Below are 15,321 nucleotides of genomic sequence, written 5' to 3' on the forward strand. Positions count from 1 at the left end.
CGTGCTACAATTCCCAAATGGGCGAATCAGGAGCACCTGTTTGGTGGCTAGCAACACCTGTTAAACATCGCGTGCTATGCGCGGTGTGCCGGAACAATGCCACTCCATCAGTGCATAATCCCGTACGGTGGGACAACAACGGCCGGTACTGCTCCGCGTGCAGGGTTTATAAGGACTGGACAGAGTACGGACCAAACAAGAATGGTCCAAATGGCAAGGTATCCACCTGCAACGCTTGCCGTCGTGAGAGGCAGAACGCACGTAATAGGGCCAAGCGTGCTAGGTGATTCTGGTAGGACTCGAACCTACGGCCAGAGGATTAAGAGTCCCCCGCTCTACCAACTGAGCTACAGAACCAAAGTGGCACGGGCAACCAACCCGCACCATGACCCACCCCGATCGTGAACCCTCTCAATGGCCAATCAGTGTGTCTTCCCTGCGTGGCGGAAGTGGGGATCGAACCCACGGCCTCCGGGTTATGAGCCCGGCGCGCTACCAACTGCGCTATCCCGCTAAAGCTCTCCGTCATGGATTCGAACCACACTCTTCGGGTCCAGAGCCCGACGTAATGCCGCTATACGAACGGAGAATGGGGCCTCAAGGAGGAGTCGAACCCCCGACGTCCTGATTACTAAACAGGTGCTCTACCAACTGAGCTATTGAGGCATAGGCGCGTTACGGGATTCGAACCCGCGTCTCCCCCTTCGCGGGAGAGTTCTAGGCCACTGAACTAAACGCGCGATCACTCGTTACCTGTATGCATCCAAGTAGGTCTGTGATCAGGGGAGCTACCCCACATTCACGAGGGCGGGGCCGCCTCGCCCACTTTGCTTTATCCCGCTCGGCTCATGCCGGGAACCCTCTCGCTGGCATAGCTGGATTCGAACCAGCAACCTAGGCATTAACAGTGCCGCGCTCTACCGTTGAGCTATACGCCATTGGTGTGCGTGGAGTCGGTGACTCACTCGCTAGGTACCTTTCCGGTCCGTGTGCGCACACTCGCCGGTATTCTCTCTAGCTCAAACGCCCGTGGATCGTGTCGGATTCGAACCGCCATTCCTGCATGCAAGGCAGGCGTGTTACCACTACACCACACAACCCAAAGTTGGCGCAGAGGGATTCGAACCCCCATCTTGGGGTCCGTAACCCCACACTCTCTCCGTTGAGCTATACGCCAAAGATTTAGGGCTACTCGCCGCCCGCTTACCCGATGACTAGTCGAGCAGTCAGGGCCGGTTTCGCCCATGGTGCCTATCGTCGGCCAGTCACGGCCTATTGTCGAACACACAAGTTGGCATGGTCGGACTCGAACCGACAACCCCCACTTTGTAAAAGTGGTGCTCTCCCAATTGAGCTACACGCCATAGTTTCTGCGGAAGGTGGGGGAGTTGAACCCCCAAGGCCGTTCAGCCCGACACTTTTCTAGAGTGCTTGATACGCCAATATCCGACCTTCCAGGGCGGAAAGTGCAGGGATCGAACCTGCGCGGGCGTTAGCCCGGCTTCGGGTTAGCAACCCGACACATTACCACTCTGTCAACCTTCCAAGTTTGGATGACGGGATTCGAACCCGCGACACCGGGCATATCAGGCCCGCGCTCTAACCGCTGAGCTACACCCAAAGCGCTCCCTACCGGATTCGAACCGGCAACCACCGGCATGACGAGCCGGTACTCTATCCATTGAGCTAAGGAAGCATGGCCGGGTGCAGGTGGGGGGACTCGAACCCCTGGAGGCCAATCACGCGGTAAACCCCGCGCGCCGGTACCCACCGGCCTCCACCATTCCCCTTTGTCGGCTCCGGTGGACTTGAACCACCGCCTACGGGATTTCACCCCGCTGCTCTCCCCTGACTGAGCTAGGAGCCGCTACCGGCCGTGCCGGTCGTTCTGTGTCTTCTCCCGGTGGCAATTCCGGCAGAGCGTCTGTGCGTTGTCCAAGGACCAGGACCCGCCCTTAGCAATAGGTAGAACGTGGTCCACCTCCAGGCCCTCGCGGACACCACAGAGAACGCAGGCGAAGCAGTCACGGGCCAACGCCCTTGGCCTCACAACTCGGTCCCATGACCGGCGCTCAGGGCCCTTCTCGCGGTTCCTGGCACTGGTGGTCTCCCAGGCCGGTGGGGCATGGTCAGGGCACCTCCCCCGGTAGGTGGTGCGTTTGGTGCATCCCCGGACGTAGCAGACAGAAGCGGCACGAGGCATCGGCTGCACCTCCTATGCCGTGATCGACTCGTTACAATCCTTAACGTTCAATTAACCGTTGGCCACCCTCACAACGGGAGAGTGTGGCCCCGGTGGGTTCTGGTCTAGCACCGGGGCCACGCCCCCTTGGCTCTCAACCTGGGCCGTGGCCCGCAGGGAGACTCAACAAGGGGTAGATCATTAGTAGTTACTTTTTCTACAAAAGGTTGAACTAAGTGTGAGTCAGGTTAGTCACGGTAGGAAACTTCCTTCCCTTAGTTGCTCTCTCACTTAGTACGTAGGTGTCCTCCGATGGGCTACCGGACGCCACACGCCTACACTGAGACGTAGGTCACATTGGCTACATAGCCATGACCGGCATGTGAGGCACTAGTTAAGGTGCGGTAAGGTCCGCCTAACCCTTGGACTCTTCCATGGCAAACAGCTTCTCTTGGCAGCAGAAGGCGAAATTATGATGGTGCTTCCCAGTGACTATGAGCTTCAAAAACTACTTTCTGCTGGCCTGAATGAAACGCAAATCGCCAAACAGTTCGGGGTGACTCAGCAGGCGGTAGGCAACCGGCTCAACTATATTGAGATTTACCGCAAGGGCCCCAAAAGCCCCGTTTCTTCTGTGATTCCCTGGGACATATCTCAGCACCCAGAAAAGAAGCGGCTTACCCAGCAGGCGTCATTTCGTGGGCTTCGTGGCTATGTGCGAAATAAAATGGGTGAAACTCTAACCGAGCGGGCGAAATTGGACGTTCGGGCCTTCCTGAACCGGGTGAGGCAGGGGTACGTCTTGGACCTGATGGACGGCCCCGGCTTCGCCTACGTCCCTAGGGAGGCTTCAGACGGCCTGCTGGTCGTCCGGTGGCCGGAAGGTGTGCCCAGGGACGGTAGAACCGCGCTGCTGGAGGACAACGACCGGCACGCAGAGAGGTAGCGGGGGAGGCCCGGCCCCGAGCCGGGGGATACTGACCGCCCACGCACCCTGTTGACAGGGGAGTCAGTAAGAGGTGCGCTGACCAGGCCCGACAGGCTTAGACCTGTGCGGGCCTGCTGCGGTTGTGCTGTGAACGACATGTGAAGGTGTGACATGAGTCACAGTAAATCGGAGGTGAGACCTCCACTAACGCAGGGTTAGAGTCTGTGACCAGAACGCATCGGACGAGCGTTCGAACGGGCGAAGCAAGCGGGGGCGGTGGTCGTGATCCTGTGGACGGTAGCGGCGGGGCCGGTGAGCACGGACCAGGCCCGCAGGATCCTGGAGACGGCTCCTGTGGTGCGTCGGGACGACGAGTACCACTCTGAGAGCCTGCTCATCACGAGAGTTGAGACGGACGGCGCAGGCATTTATTACGTTGTGGTGGAGACCGATTGCGTGTTTCCTGAAGATGTGGACGCCCTGGAAGACCTCGGCCGAAAGGTGGGGGAACCCTGGCGGATGCAGGTACTTGACACGGACGTGTGGATGAGACCTCATCCTGAACTTGCCATGTCGAGCAGCTTTCAGGTTCATGTGGTGGTTCCGGCTGCCCTTGAAGGAGAATCGAGGAAAACAATTATTGTCTGAGCGCTACGAGCGCATACGGACTATGGTCAGGTCCGTTTCACAAACGGAGCAGTACCTAGACAAGTGTGCGCATCAGTATTTCCTACGCCGGGTTGAAGGCATTACGCCTCGCCCGGCTGCTTGGTCTCTACAGGGAACCGCCTTTCACTCGGCCATTGAGGAGTATGAGCGAGGCGGCCGGAAAGCTGACGCGGGGACCGTGGCCGACTTGTTCAGCCAGGGCTATTCGCAAGCGGCCATCAAGGCTCTTGACAAAGAGCCTGATCTCAGCAAATGGTTGACGGCAGGACCGGACGGGGGGAGCGACATTGAGGCTAGATACGTCCTAGGGCGACAACAGGCAGCAGACTATGTGAACTGGTCCAAGGAGCACGGGCCTAGCCTCTGGAAGGCCCCTGACGGCCGCTTGGGTGTCGAGCTGCACGTTCAAGCAGAGATAGGCGGTGTGCAGGTCCAAGGGTATATAGATCAACTACCTGAGGAACCGGACGAGTCAGTCAGGGTCCGAGACCTAAAGACCGGATCCACCAAGAGCAAGTTTCAGCTAGAGACGTACACCATCCTTGTCCGGAAGGTTTTGGGACTGGTCACCAACAAGGCGGACTGGTACATGGCGAAGAAGGGCGGGTTGAGCAGGCCCATCGACATGTCCAAGCTTTCTGAGGACCAGGTGGGGGAGAAGTACGCCAGGATGGACGAGGGCGTGAAACGAGGAGATTTCCCACCCAACCCAGGCTTCGGCTGCCGCTTCTGCGACGTGTCCCACGCCTGTAATTTCAAGCGCTAATCAATCGACTTGCCACAGCAGGGCACCAGCCCTACTCTGCGATTGGATATCCCGCACTTTGCGGGTTTTTTAATCCCCTCGTAGTTGTGTTGTGGTGAAACTGCACAGATAAGGAAGGAGGGGAGTAGGTGTACTCACTGGCTCAGTCGGTAGAGATCCGGGGTGCGGCGGGTGAGCCAATACCCCACCCTTTCCGGGGACTTTCCAAGCTAGAAGTCGAGTTTCGACGGTCAGAATTCTCCCTCGTGGCTGCTGGACCAGGAACCGGAAAGTCCTTGTTCGCTGCCATGCTTGCCACATGGGGGAACATACCGTGTCTCTACTTCAGCGCGGACAGTTCCGCAGCAACTCAAACAGCCAGGGCAACAGCCATGATTACCGGGGACAACGTCCAAGGGGTCAAGGATGCCCTACTGGGAGGGGACTTCAGCAGGTACGAAAAGGTCACAGGGGCCCGCTGGTGGTTGCGTTATAACTTTGACGCGAGGCCGAAGCCCTCAGACATTGAGCGTCATCTGTTGTGCTATTACGAGATCTACAACATTAACCCACACCTCATCATCGTGGACAACGTCACAAACGTTGACACGGGAAACGTGGGTGATGCGGAGAGTTACACGTTCGGGCTGGAAGGCCTGTGTGAGTACCTTTCCGAAATGGCTAGAGTCACTAACGCTCATGTGCTAGGGCTCCACCATGTGAAGGGTGAGTACGCCGATGGACTCAACCCCATTCCTCTATCTGGGGTGAAGGGCCAGATTAGTCGGGTACCGAACCTCATCCTGACCGCTCATAAAGAGATTGACGGGATGAACTCGCGCATTCTTAACTTCAGTCCGGTCAAGAATCGCGAGGGGTTTGAGGACTCGTCCGGGGGCACGTTCGCGAGCTTCCGGCTCAACCGCACCAACTTGCGGTTGGAAGACCTAGACGACGAGCTTCCGGCTTACGTCTGAAATCACTTGAGCAGCGGGGAAAGGCGGGCCTACCGTGGACAGCAGCGCATTCGTCACGGCCGCACGACAGAAGTCCGGCCGCCAGCACACGGGAGGCTTTCAGGCCACCCGAGAATTCGGGTTCGCGCTGGAGAAGCGATTCCCTGACCTGGACCTGACGAGCGTGGACACCGAGGGCCTGGCGCTCATTGTCGAGATAACCGACACTCGGCGCCTGAACCTCTTCAAACTGTCCAAGGTACTTACCGCGGTAGCGAAAGGCGGCGTCAAGACGGCTGTGATAACCGTCAAGGACCGTCCCGACTTTCAGAAGGCGGTTCCCTTGTTCAACCTGTTCATGATGGTTGACGAGGGAGCGCAGCTCAAGGAAATGACGAAGCTGGAAAGGGCCATCAGGACGGGGGTCTAATGGCCGAACCCAAAAAGGGTTACCGGCAGTGCCAGAAATGCGGTAAGAACAGATCAGAGAGGTTCTACACCTCTCCTCGGGGGAAGATCTGTTCTGCCTGCCGTAAATCGAGTAGACGAACGGCAGCACGAAACGCCAGGATCGAAAAAACCTACGGGCTGAGCCCCGGCGACTACCAAAAACTCTTCGAGTTCCAGGATGGTCGGTGCGCAATCTGTAGGGAAACACGCAAAACCAATTTGGCCGTGGACCACTGTCACAAGACAGAGGCGGTACGCGGCCTTTTGTGTGCCCGCTGCAATGGTCAGCTTCTAGCGCGGGGGGCTAGGGACCGGCCTGAGGTTCTGAGGCGGGCCGCCGATTACCTAGAGGACTATCCAGCCTGGAGAGTCCTAGGACCGAGATACGCCAACAAGGGGATTCAAGATGGCTAAGGCCACTGCGCAGACCACCACTGTTACGACCAAGACGTTTACGCTCACCCTCTCCGAGGACCAGGCGGCTGCACTTCTCACCGTTACCGGATCGGTCGGGGGCAGCGGGAAGAGTGCCCGCAAGTACACGAGCGAAGTGTATTACGCGCTCCTTGACGCAGGTGTGACGGAGAAGTTCAACAAGCAGCGCACCGGAAGCATTCAGTTCCAGGGGCCCTTCGACACCTTCTAAGCCGTCCATCACAAATCAATAACAACAATGCAGCACTCTTGCTGCACAGATGTGGGAGTCAAAATGGCTAAGGTCGAGACCGAGACGAAGACGGTAAGCACGATCAAGCGGGTTGAGCTGGCCCTTTCCCTCGAAGAGGCGGAGGCGCTTGCGACCCTCACCGGGCACGTGATGGGCGACCCCGTCACCTCTCCCCGCAAGTACACCGATGCGGTGTACTTCGCACTGCGCAAGGCGGGAGTGGAGAACAAGTTCAAGCGTGAGCTGAACGGTTCCGTCCGGTTCGGGGGAAGCGCCAAGAACTCCATTTGGGTCTGACGTTCCTTGAGTGAACGAGGATCTAAGCCGCCAATAGCTGAGGTCCTGAATCACTACTACGGGTTTCAGGCGAAGCCCGGAAGGGGGCGGGTGAAAGTCCCCTGCCCCCTTCCGGGCCACCCAGACTCTAACCCGTCTGCGAGTGTGGACCTTGATAACGACCGCTGGAATTGCTTCGGATGCAACCTTTCCGAAGACTCCTATGCGGTCATCATGAGGGAGAGGAACTGTGGCTTCCCTGAAGCCAAAGAATACGCGCATTCCCAATGGGGTGGCGATGGCGCGGACGTACCACGAGCAGTACCAGGGAAGTCCGGCAGCGGAATACGTCAAGGCTCGGGGTCTGAGCGACGTAGCAGCGTCATTCGGTCTGGGGTATGTCGCTTCGGCAATACCTGGACATGAGCGCTTTACCGGGTTTCTTGCTATCCCCTACCTGCGTCCGGCGGGCGGAGACGATTCCGTGGCTACCGTCAGATTTCGTTGCGTGGCGGACACGTGCGTAAAGGACTCTGACGGCCGGTACTTCTTTGAGAAGCAGCAGAAAGAGCACCACGACGGACACGGGAAGTACATGACGCTTCCCGGAGATCCGCCGAGGATCTACAACACTGCTGCCCTGGTCACGCCCTCTCCTCACCTTGTGATGGTCGAAGGGGAGCTAGACGCAATGACATGGACTTTGGCCGGTACACCAGCCGTAGGGGCTCCTGGTACGGGCACGTGGCGGGACTACTGGACACCGGCTTTCCTCGGCTACCGGAATCTCTATCTGATCTCCGAGGACGCTGCCGGATTCAAGTTCATGGAGTCACTGGCCGGTGAGTTGCCAAACTCCAAGATCATTGAAATGTCGGGGAATCTGGACTCAAACGCAACGTACCTGCTTGAAGGGGCAGAGGCTCTTAAGGAAAGGGTCGGACTGTGACGTTCAAAACGAAAGACCTCGTGCGTGTGACCTCCGGTCCATTCTCTGAGCGTCTGGGCGAGGTCTTCTCGGTGCTTTCCTCGGCCTCTACTGAGTATCCGTACGGAGTCAAGCTTGTGGTTGGCGGCATAGTCCGTCATCTCTACTTCCATGAAAACGAGCTTGAGTCGCATGTTCGGGCGAAGGTACTGAAGGACAGCGTCAACCACCCCAGCCATTACGCCGAGGGTTGGTCCAATGGGGCAGAGGTCATCGACCTAACGGAAAACCTTCCCTTTAACCCCGGCAATGCCGTGAAGTACCTGTGCCGGGCCGGAAAGAAAGACCCGGCAAAGCACTTGGAAGACCTTGAGAAGGCCCTCTGGTACGTGCAGCGGGAAATCAATCGAATCAAGAAAGCGGAAAACAAGTGAGCTACGTTTTCACTGATGAGCAGATTCTCGGCACCCTTGCGGAGGTTGTCCGCGAAAACCCGGACAAGGTGTACAAGATCCCGGAGTCGATGAGGTTTACTTCGGATGACCGATCCTGCTTCTATGTTCACAAGAACGAGGACGGTACAAAGTCTCCCGGCTGCATTGTCGGTCAGGTCCTGCACCGGCTCGGTGTTCCCCTGAAGGACTTCAAGAGGGCTGAAGGGCTGGGGTCGAATTTCGCGATGAGCATGCTCGGCATTACCGGCGTTGGGCAAGAGACTGCGGGGCTGCTGCGGAAGGTGCAGTACTACCAGGACTGTGGACGCTCCTGGAGTGATGCCCTTCAGAGGGCCCTGAAGGAGATGGAAAACGATTATGGCGCTACCGTCAGCCTTCCGGTTGCGGCCTAACCGATAGTTGTTTGTGAGGCCCTTCACGATGCTGGGGGGCCTCACTGTGTTGACTCTTACTCGAAAGGTATTGCTGTGGTTGAGACGACCGACGCTGAGGTTCTTGAAATGCTCCGGGAAGTCGTTTCCGAGCGCCCGGAGTACGTCTATTCCTGCCCGGAATACATGGTGGGAACAAGTGGCGACGATGGGGTTAACCTGAGCTGCTTCTACGTGCACACGGACGAGGCCGGAGCTCCGGTGAGTGCCGGATGCGTAGTGGGCGTTGTCCTGCATCGACTTGGTGTTCCTCTAGAAGAACTCCGTAAGCACGAGGGACGTACGCCGGTGCAGATGCTCAAGGATGTGGTGAGCGGTCCCGGCCGGGGGGTCGCTCACGTTCTGGGGGACGTTCAGTTTGAGCAGGATGAATCAACGCCTTGGGGTGAGGCGTACACACACGCGATGGGGGAGACCATTTGAAGCGAATCGTAGTCCTATCTGACCTTCAGGTTCCCTACCACGACCCGAAGTCACTAAACAACGTCATTGCGTTCATCAAGGACTATCAGCCGGACGCGCTGTACCAAATTGGAGACCTGAACGACTACGAGACGCCCTCACGTTGGAACGAGGGCACTCGGTACGAGTATCGACAGCAGGTCAAGAGTGATTCGGACATCACGAAGAAACGGGTCCTGGAACCAATCCGGCTCGTCTATGACGGTCCCTTCGGAATCCTGGAAGGCAATCACGATCTACGCCCGCGAACCTACCTGAGCGCCAAGGCTCCTGCCCTCGCGGAATACGCGGACGACTTTCATTTCTCCAAGCTTCTGGAGTTCGACGCCTTCGGGATTGACTTGACTCCTCCGTTTCATAGGGTGGGGCCAGACACGGCCCTTATCCACGGGCACGAGATCAAGGGCCTTTCCAGTATCGCCGGTACGACCGCCTACGGTCATGCAAGCAAGGCGACCGTGAATCTGGTGATGGGCCACACTCACAGGCTTGGTATTCGTCGTCATGGCCCATCGCACCTCGGGGGAATGCGGTGGGGTATGGAAGTCGGACACATGATGGATCCAAGGAAGGCGAAATACTTGGGTCCGGGGGCTGTGGCTAACTGGCAATCGGGTTTCGGCATTCTGTACGTGGGGGACCACGACGTTTCGCCGGTAGCCGTGGATATTCGTCGGGATGCCTCATTTGTTGTTGAGGGAACCAGATACGGGAAGGTTGCGCGAGGCGCCGGGGGGCGTTTCGCGAAGCGGGGGAATTCATGACTGAGATTGACTGGGAGCACGTAGGGGGCGTTGCCGATAGTGTCGCCGGATCCATCGCTCGTAACTGGGCGGTGGTTGAGAAGGACGACGTAAAGCAACACATTCTTATGAACGCATACGAGCGGCGAAAGTCCCTAGAGGAACGGTGGGAAGACCCCGCCTTCCTCTACGGATTCTGTAGAAAGGTCGGCACGCAGTTTGCCTCAGCAGAACGCGATGCGCGGGACGTGCAGGACGGGCGGTACTACTACACCCCGATGGAGGCCAGGCAAGCATTGGAGACGTTCGTTCTCTCCGATGAGGAAATCGGTCAGATGCTGGGGCGACACGACGACCTTTTGAAGTGCCGCGTAACCGACAGCCTTCTTACCGCCCGCATGGATGCCTCTCTAGCCCTCAATCGCCTTCCCAAGCACACAAAGGCGCTACTGATGAAGCGCTACGTGTACGGGCTGCCAATGGCTGACGATACAGAGCGGAAGGCGGCCAATAGGGCCGTTGACGCCCTGGCCCGGAAGATGAACCGGGACCTGAGGGTGGCTTCATGAGCCGAAAACCCAAGACCGTGAACACGGAATTTAGGCGTGGGCCAGACTGTCCGCGATTCCGAGCAAGATACCCCGTACTTGTGTGCCGTGCGCTGCACGGGGCGAATGGCAAGGCGGGTAACGAAACCTACACCTGTCCGGAGCGTGTGAGTGAGTTCTCCAAATCCATTTGATGGCCCCAACCCGTGGGGCGAGAAAGAAAAGCCCAAGGAGGCTATGCCTATGACTGAGACCGTTAACGTTGCACCCACCCCCAACAAGTTCGCCATCGGCCTAACACTTAAGGCAGGCGCGGGGTTCGACTGTGAGTGGATTACGCCCAAGGTTTACGGCCAGACTGCCGACGAGGCGGCACAGAACACGGTTGACCTGATCAAGGCCCTAGCTGACAAGGGTGTCGTGGAGTTGACCTCTCAGGCCGCCAACGCGGTGCGGGGGGCGTACAAGGGCACGAGTGGGGGCGGGAACGCCTCCCGTGGGGGAGCTGCTGTCCCTAAGACGTTCTCTAACGGCAAGGTGCAGCCGAAGGCGGAGGCGGCCCCCGACAACGACACCTGCCCGCATGGACGCACCCTGCGGGAGGGTCAGGGCGCAAAGGGCCCGTGGGCGGCGATGTTCTGTTCCGCGCGGGAGAAGCACGAACAGTGTGACCCGCTGTGGAGGCAGAAGGACGGCAGCTTTCAGTAGGGGCTAGTCGATTGAGGGGGCCTAGCGGCTGCTAGGCCCCCTTTTGCATGGAGCTGGAAAAAGGGGGCTGTGCTGTGAGTAAGAGAGAAAGCGACTTCGTTAAGTGATAACCGTAATCTTCATTGTCGTTGTCGTGCTCCTTCTTCTGGAGGCATCGTCAAGGAGCTAAACGGGGGCTGAGTGAGGTACATAACCTATGGCATAAAAGGCAGTCCCGTCCGCATTCGAGTAGTCGAGACTGAGGAAGACCTCACAGCCTTCCGGGACTGGCTCCGGGGGCAGCGGATAGCCGGGTTCGACACGGAGACAACAGGCCTTGACTGGTGGGCCGATGATTTTCGAATTCGTCTAGCCCAGTTCGGCACAGGGGCTGAGACTTGGGTAATCCCGATTGAGAGAGGGCCTGCGTTCGTCCAGGCGGTCAGGGAGGCTTTGGTTCGGCTTGAGTGGTTGGTGGCCCATAACGCCACGTTCGACCTTCACGCCGTTGAGACCTCCATGGGAATCCCCATGGAGGATCTGGCCCCGAAAATGTGGGATACCTCCCTATTGGCGCACCTAGTAGATCCGAGAGGCGTAAAAGAGCGCGGGCCGGGCCTCAAGCTGGAAGAACTGGTAAAGCACTACATAGACGCTCAGGCAGCCGAACAGGTCAAGGGCTCTATGCGGGAAATCGCCAAGCGGTACAAGACGACAAAGGAAAAGATCTGGAAGGTAGTAGACCTCAATGACGAGGAGTACAACCTATACGCCGGAATGGACCCTGCTTGGGCCTACCGGCTCTTTCAGATCCTCTATCGGCTCGTTCCGTACCGTACAAAGGCTCACGGTCTCATCGGTTGGGAGCATCGTCTAGCACACGTTACAGCGAAGCTAGAACGCACCGGCTATCTCCTCGATGTGGAGTACGCCGAAATGCGTTGTGCTGAGCTGTCAGCAGAGCAAGAGCGCTGGGCGAACGTTGCGAAGTCGTTCGGGGTCGAGAATCCGAACTCGGCACAGCAACTGGCAGAGGCATTCCAGGGCCTAGGGGTGAAGCTCACCAAGAAGACCCCCAAAGGCCAGTTGGCCATGGACGACGACGTTCTTTCAGGGCTGAAGCATCCGATGGCCGATGCGGTTATCAAGTCGCGTAAGGCTGGCAAGTGGCGTAAAACCTGGTTCCAGAAGGCGCTGGACGGCCGGGACTCCAGTAATCGCGTCCATGCGAGTATAAATAGTCTCCAGGCTAGAACGTCAAGGATGAGTATTTCAGGCTCCATTCCTGCACAGACCTTCCCCTCGGGGGACGGCTATGTTCGGCACATGTTCCTGGCCGAGTCGGGGCACGTAAGCGCCTCGATCGACTTCGGCAACATGGAGTTGCGCTATCTTGCTGCGTTCTCTCGTGATCCGACGATGCTTAACGCCTTCCTCAACGGGATGGACCTGCACCAGATAACCGCAGATGCGGCGGGGGTTGATCGCAAGATCGGCAAAATGGCTAACTTCCTCACGGTGTACGGCGGTGGATGGGCTGCACTTATGCAGCAAGCCAACGTGGATGAGGAAACGGCTCGTGCTGTCCTGAAGGCCTTCAACGAGACCTATCCGGGTGTCGGTGCCTTTGGTCGCAAGTTGGCTGACGAGGCCAGAAAGACCGGCTACGTGTGGACAGCCACCGGCCGACGCCTGCCAGTCGACCCCGGTAAGTGGTTCCGGGCCCTCAACTACTTCATTCAGGGAGGGTCCCGAGACGTAACGGCTCGTGCGCTTCTGGAGATCGACCGGGCGGGATTGCTGGAGTATTGCCGTTTGCCTATCCATGACGAACTGGTCTTCTCCTTCCCGGAGAAGGATGCAACGGAACTCGCGCAGGAGTGCTCCAAGCTGATGGAGTTCTCAGTCAACGATCTACTGATCCCGGCGGATGCGGAAATCGGTGCCCGGTCCTGGGGATCGGTCCTTGAGTTGGAAGACAGTAAGCATTAGGAGGCGCCTTGGCTCGGATGATGGCCAAGTCTCGATGGACCCAAAAGCCTGCGTGGTACTGCTGCCACTGGCACGATCCGAATTTTTATCAGAAGGGATCGCAGCGCATGAAGGAGTCCCAGGAGTGGCGTCGACAGGCTGTAGATGAAATGGAGGGGGAGCAATGGGAGCACTAGTCAACGCCATCGCGCAGCGGTGGCGGGCACAGGAAGACGATTTGTGTGGTGGATGGTGCGTGACGCTGGAGGGCGACCAGCGCTCCCCAGCGGAAGGGGCCCGCCCCATCGCCTTCTTCTGCGAGAAGGAAGAGGCCAAGCACATCGCCCGGCTTCACAATGAGTGGCTTGAGAACGGGGGCAAGGTATGAGCGACGACAGCGGGCCGGATGCGGGCGACATTTTCGGAGGCCTCATGGAAGGCCTTGAAATGGAGCTGAATGACAAGCTCCTGGAGAAGAAGGGAATTTACGCCCTCAAGTGCACCCGAATTGCGGGGGCGGTCTACGTGGAGGCCATCTCTTCCGGCGTGCCTTCGGAGCTAGCGCAAGACATGTCCACGGATACGTGGGTCAACCTCATGGGCATCCCTGCTGTGACCACGCAGGAGGAGCAGTGAGGGCCTATTCGAAGACCACTAAGCACCCGTTTTGCCTGTACCTGACGTCTGACGAACTCATCGACCTAGTAAACGAGGCCACAGACGCGATAGTGAATAGCCCCCACAGCAAGGAGCGGTATCCGACCCTGAACAAGGCCTCCATCCGCCTCAGCGCACTTCTGACGGAGAACCGGTGACAGGGCTCCTGAGGGCCTGTGCGGCTGCTGCCGGTGTCCTGGTGCTGGCAGCCGCACTCACGGCCTGCGAGGACGACACGCGGCCGTGCGTAAAGTCCCACACGGAGCTAACGACTGTAGTCATGCCGGGGGCTAACGACTCGGTCACGGTATCGGCCGTTCCTTACACGGCGTGTGACGAGTACGCGGAGCCTTCAAGCTCCCCATGAGGGTGTTGGTCACCGGCTCCCGACTGTGGATCAACGTTGCCGCACTTGAGTGGCAATTGGTGCGGCTTGTGCGGCGTGTAGGCAGGCCCTGCGACGTATTACTTGTGCACGGGGCCTGTCCTCGGGGGGCTGATCACCTAGCCGACAGATTCGCCCGCTCAATAGGGATGGGAATCGAGCGTCATCCAGCCGATTGGAACACCTGGGGGAAGGCGGCAGGGTTCCGACGCAATTCGGAAATGGTCGCCCTGGGTGCTGATATCTGCTTGGCGTTCATTGCGAACGGGAGCCGTGGCGCTTCCATGACTGCGGATCTGGCCATTCAAGCTGGTATCCCTACGTACATCTTTGAGGAGAAGAAGTGCCTTACCACAGCTATGACTACGGCAGTCGCGGTGACGATTGCATCGACCTGAAAAACGTCCCAAAGAATGCGGTCACAGTGACCGTAAGCATTTCCGACGAGAGACTGAAGAACGTGGTTGAGGGGCGCCTTAAGCGGCTCAAGGAGGCAAAGAAGCGCCATATCAGCATGGAACAGTGGGAAGCCGTTGCCCGAGGCGATGCAAAGATTAAGATTCTTGAAATCGTTCTCATTGAGGCCGGTATCTCGTGATGACTGCCGCTGTGGTCCTCATTGTCCTTGCGTACCTAGGCGTCGGACTCCTCTTTGACCGCTGGCTTGGTCCGGCGTCAAGTAACCTGTTCGAGCGCGGATCGGCCGTCATCTTCGGCCCGGCCATCCTATTGGCGATATCGCCGTTCCTATTCATCGGCCTCGTTGCTGAGAAGATTTGGGGCCCGGTGAAATGATCGAAGACATTGAGATGGACTGCGAATGAACGACTCTCTTGGTGTGCCTGTCGAACTTGGCGACACCGTACTTTCGGCTTCTACAACGCACGGCCGAGTGAAGATCGGTCTAGTTGAGGCAGGCCCTGAAGGCCGTTTCCGCATGGAAGTGAAGGCCTCGTTCCACTGGGGCAAGCAGGAAACCAGTGACAGGCACCCTAAGCGGCAGGCTTTCGGCACTAACGTAATTGTCCTCCGAAAGGCGGACGGATCCATTCCCGAACCCGTGAGGATGCTGTATGCCTGACCTCTCCCAACTGCCTAAATACCTTCTGGTGTACGGAACCCGGGATCACAGGGTTGCCTATTCGGACAGTTTCGTCCGGAACAGCCTCCGAGGAAGGTAC

The 15,321-nt window shown here is 58.2% G+C and carries 20 protein-coding genes, 13 tRNA genes and 1 pseudogene; 20 read left to right on the forward strand and 14 right to left on the reverse strand.

Annotated features, from left to right (window positions below; all coding sequences use genetic code 11):
- Positions 1 to 284: 284 nt before the first annotated feature.
- The 14 genes from B086_RS0103390 to B086_RS46170 all read right to left on the reverse strand — a co-directional run bounded on the left by B086_RS0103390 (position 285) and on the right by B086_RS46170 (position 2,203).
- Positions 285 to 357 (reverse strand) — tRNA-Lys (locus tag B086_RS0103390).
- Positions 358 to 441: 84 nt separating this feature from the next.
- Positions 442 to 514 (reverse strand) — tRNA-Met (locus B086_RS0103395).
- Between the two features lie 76 nt (positions 515 to 590).
- Positions 591 to 666, reverse strand: a tRNA-Thr gene (locus B086_RS0103400).
- Positions 667 to 669: 3 nt separating this feature from the next.
- A tRNA-Ser gene (locus B086_RS0103405) sits at positions 670 to 740 on the reverse strand.
- 126 nt (positions 741 to 866) lie between these two features.
- Positions 867 to 938 (reverse strand) — tRNA-Asn (locus B086_RS0103410).
- Between the two features lie 92 nt (positions 939 to 1,030).
- Positions 1,031 to 1,101 (reverse strand) — tRNA-Ala (locus B086_RS0103415).
- Positions 1,102 to 1,105: 4 nt separating this feature from the next.
- Positions 1,106 to 1,177 (reverse strand) — tRNA-Arg (locus tag B086_RS0103420).
- Positions 1,178 to 1,291: 114 nt separating this feature from the next.
- Positions 1,292 to 1,364: transfer RNA gene (locus B086_RS0103425), tRNA-Val, on the reverse strand.
- A 9-nt stretch (positions 1,365 to 1,373) separates the two neighbouring features.
- Positions 1,374 to 1,456: transfer RNA gene (locus B086_RS44475), tRNA-Ser, on the reverse strand.
- A 4-nt stretch (positions 1,457 to 1,460) separates the two neighbouring features.
- Positions 1,461 to 1,545, reverse strand: a tRNA-Ser gene (locus B086_RS0103430).
- Positions 1,546 to 1,548: 3 nt separating this feature from the next.
- A tRNA-Ile gene (locus tag B086_RS0103435) sits at positions 1,549 to 1,621 on the reverse strand.
- Positions 1,622 to 1,623: 2 nt separating this feature from the next.
- Positions 1,624 to 1,696 (reverse strand) — tRNA-Asp (locus B086_RS0103440).
- A 97-nt stretch (positions 1,697 to 1,793) separates the two neighbouring features.
- Positions 1,794 to 1,867, reverse strand: a tRNA-Phe gene (locus B086_RS0103445).
- Entirely contained in the window at positions 1,868 to 2,203 is a 336-nt protein-coding gene (locus tag B086_RS46170) for an HNH endonuclease signature motif containing protein (RefSeq protein WP_078530961.1), read from the reverse strand.
- 430 nt (positions 2,204 to 2,633) lie between these two features.
- On the opposite strand from B086_RS46170, the gene B086_RS44480 reads away from it, so the two are divergent.
- From B086_RS44480 to B086_RS44495, 20 genes and pseudogenes are all read left to right on the forward strand, one after another.
- Positions 2,634 to 3,128 (forward strand): hypothetical protein, encoded by a 495-nt coding sequence (locus B086_RS44480; protein WP_158690356.1) that lies wholly within the window; start codon positions 2,634 to 2,636, stop codon positions 3,126 to 3,128.
- Between the two features lie 258 nt (positions 3,129 to 3,386).
- Positions 3,387 to 3,758, forward strand: coding sequence for a hypothetical protein (locus B086_RS0103460; protein WP_018565004.1), 372 nt, complete (start codon positions 3,387 to 3,389; stop codon positions 3,756 to 3,758).
- A gap of 22 nt (positions 3,759 to 3,780) precedes the next feature.
- On the forward strand, positions 3,781 to 4,545 hold the full coding sequence (locus B086_RS39030) for a RecB family exonuclease (RefSeq protein WP_063746745.1): 765 nt from the start codon (positions 3,781 to 3,783) through the stop codon (positions 4,543 to 4,545).
- 128 nt (positions 4,546 to 4,673) lie between these two features.
- A complete protein-coding gene (locus tag B086_RS0103470; RefSeq protein ID WP_018565006.1) occupies positions 4,674 to 5,501 on the forward strand; it encodes an AAA family ATPase in 828 nt (275 codons plus the stop codon).
- A gap of 34 nt (positions 5,502 to 5,535) precedes the next feature.
- Positions 5,536 to 5,910, forward strand: coding sequence for a hypothetical protein (locus tag B086_RS0103475; protein WP_018565007.1), 375 nt, complete (start codon positions 5,536 to 5,538; stop codon positions 5,908 to 5,910).
- Positions 5,910 to 6,344, forward strand: coding sequence for an endonuclease VII domain-containing protein (locus tag B086_RS42480; RefSeq protein WP_018565008.1), 435 nt, complete (start codon positions 5,910 to 5,912; stop codon positions 6,342 to 6,344). The genes B086_RS0103475 and B086_RS42480 overlap by 1 nt, the downstream gene beginning before the upstream one ends.
- Positions 6,337 to 6,576, forward strand: coding sequence for a hypothetical protein (locus tag B086_RS0103485; protein ID WP_018565009.1), 240 nt, complete (start codon positions 6,337 to 6,339; stop codon positions 6,574 to 6,576). The genes B086_RS42480 and B086_RS0103485 overlap by 8 nt, the downstream gene beginning before the upstream one ends.
- A gap of 63 nt (positions 6,577 to 6,639) precedes the next feature.
- Positions 6,640 to 6,894 carry a hypothetical protein gene (locus B086_RS0103490; protein ID WP_018565010.1) on the forward strand — a complete coding sequence of 85 codons (255 nt, stop codon included), beginning with the start codon at positions 6,640 to 6,642 and terminating at the stop codon, positions 6,892 to 6,894.
- A 90-nt stretch (positions 6,895 to 6,984) separates the two neighbouring features.
- Positions 6,985 to 7,095, forward strand: a pseudogene (locus B086_RS46175) (hypothetical protein); the annotation flags it as partial.
- 28 nt (positions 7,096 to 7,123) lie between these two features.
- Positions 7,124 to 7,822, forward strand: a complete 699-nt coding sequence (locus B086_RS39040; RefSeq protein WP_234029239.1) for a topoisomerase — start codon at positions 7,124 to 7,126, stop codon at positions 7,820 to 7,822.
- Complete coding sequence (locus B086_RS44910) at positions 7,819 to 8,235, forward strand: DUF3310 domain-containing protein (protein ID WP_018565012.1); 417 nt, start codon at positions 7,819 to 7,821, stop codon at positions 8,233 to 8,235. Before B086_RS39040 ends, B086_RS44910 begins: the two co-directional genes overlap by 4 nt.
- Positions 8,232 to 8,648 carry a hypothetical protein gene (locus B086_RS41810; protein ID WP_018565013.1) on the forward strand — a complete coding sequence of 139 codons (417 nt, stop codon included), beginning with the start codon at positions 8,232 to 8,234 and terminating at the stop codon, positions 8,646 to 8,648. The genes B086_RS44910 and B086_RS41810 overlap by 4 nt, the downstream gene beginning before the upstream one ends.
- Positions 8,649 to 8,723: 75 nt before the next feature.
- A complete protein-coding gene (locus B086_RS44490; protein WP_158690358.1) occupies positions 8,724 to 9,110 on the forward strand; it encodes a hypothetical protein in 387 nt (128 codons plus the stop codon).
- Complete coding sequence (locus tag B086_RS42490; RefSeq protein ID WP_018565015.1) at positions 9,107 to 9,913, forward strand: metallophosphoesterase; 807 nt, start codon at positions 9,107 to 9,109, stop codon at positions 9,911 to 9,913. The genes B086_RS44490 and B086_RS42490 overlap by 4 nt, the downstream gene beginning before the upstream one ends.
- Positions 9,910 to 10,461 (forward strand): hypothetical protein, encoded by a 552-nt coding sequence (locus B086_RS0103515; RefSeq protein ID WP_018565016.1) that lies wholly within the window; start codon positions 9,910 to 9,912, stop codon positions 10,459 to 10,461. The genes B086_RS42490 and B086_RS0103515 overlap by 4 nt, the downstream gene beginning before the upstream one ends.
- 222 nt (positions 10,462 to 10,683) lie before the next feature.
- Positions 10,684 to 11,148 carry a hypothetical protein gene (locus B086_RS0103520; protein ID WP_018565017.1) on the forward strand — a complete coding sequence of 155 codons (465 nt, stop codon included), beginning with the start codon at positions 10,684 to 10,686 and terminating at the stop codon, positions 11,146 to 11,148.
- Positions 11,149 to 11,328: 180 nt separating this feature from the next.
- Entirely contained in the window at positions 11,329 to 13,119 is a 1,791-nt protein-coding gene (locus B086_RS0103525) for a DNA polymerase (RefSeq protein WP_018565018.1), read from the forward strand.
- Positions 13,120 to 13,482: 363 nt separating this feature from the next.
- Positions 13,483 to 13,734, forward strand: coding sequence for a hypothetical protein (locus tag B086_RS0103535; RefSeq protein ID WP_018565020.1), 252 nt, complete (start codon positions 13,483 to 13,485; stop codon positions 13,732 to 13,734).
- A 384-nt stretch (positions 13,735 to 14,118) separates the two neighbouring features.
- Positions 14,119 to 14,538, forward strand: a complete 420-nt coding sequence (locus B086_RS42495) for an SLOG family protein (protein ID WP_018565022.1) — start codon at positions 14,119 to 14,121, stop codon at positions 14,536 to 14,538.
- Positions 14,484 to 14,738: a hypothetical protein gene (locus B086_RS44495; protein WP_051115743.1), complete on the forward strand. Its 255-nt coding sequence runs from the start codon at positions 14,484 to 14,486 to the stop codon at positions 14,736 to 14,738. Before B086_RS42495 ends, B086_RS44495 begins: the two co-directional genes overlap by 55 nt.
- Positions 14,739 to 15,321 lie beyond the last annotated feature (583 nt).

It is taken from the genome of Streptomyces sp. PsTaAH-124, from assembly GCF_000373685.1.
GTDB classification, from domain to species: Bacteria; Actinomycetota; Actinomycetes; order Streptomycetales; family Streptomycetaceae; genus Streptomyces; species Streptomyces andamanensis.

Coding starts and splice junctions, on each gene's coding strand:
- B086_RS0103515 (WP_018565016.1), top strand. CDS start 9,910: ATGACTGAGATTGACTGGGAGCACGTAGGGGGCGTTGCCGATAGTGTC.
- B086_RS0103535 (WP_018565020.1), top strand. CDS start 13,483: ATGAGCGACGACAGCGGGCCGGATGCGGGCGACATTTTCGGAGGCCTC.
- B086_RS39030 (WP_063746745.1), top strand. CDS start 3,781: ATGGTCAGGTCCGTTTCACAAACGGAGCAGTACCTAGACAAGTGTGCG.
- B086_RS0103485 (WP_018565009.1), top strand. CDS start 6,337: ATGGCTAAGGCCACTGCGCAGACCACCACTGTTACGACCAAGACGTTT.
- B086_RS42480 (WP_018565008.1), top strand. CDS start 5,910: ATGGCCGAACCCAAAAAGGGTTACCGGCAGTGCCAGAAATGCGGTAAG.
- B086_RS46170 (WP_078530961.1), bottom strand. CDS start 2,203: ATGCCTCGTGCCGCTTCTGTCTGCTACGTCCGGGGATGCACCAAACGC.
- B086_RS42495 (WP_018565022.1), top strand. CDS start 14,119: ATGAGGGTGTTGGTCACCGGCTCCCGACTGTGGATCAACGTTGCCGCA.
- B086_RS0103490 (WP_018565010.1), top strand. CDS start 6,640: ATGGCTAAGGTCGAGACCGAGACGAAGACGGTAAGCACGATCAAGCGG.
- B086_RS0103520 (WP_018565017.1), top strand. CDS start 10,684: ATGACTGAGACCGTTAACGTTGCACCCACCCCCAACAAGTTCGCCATC.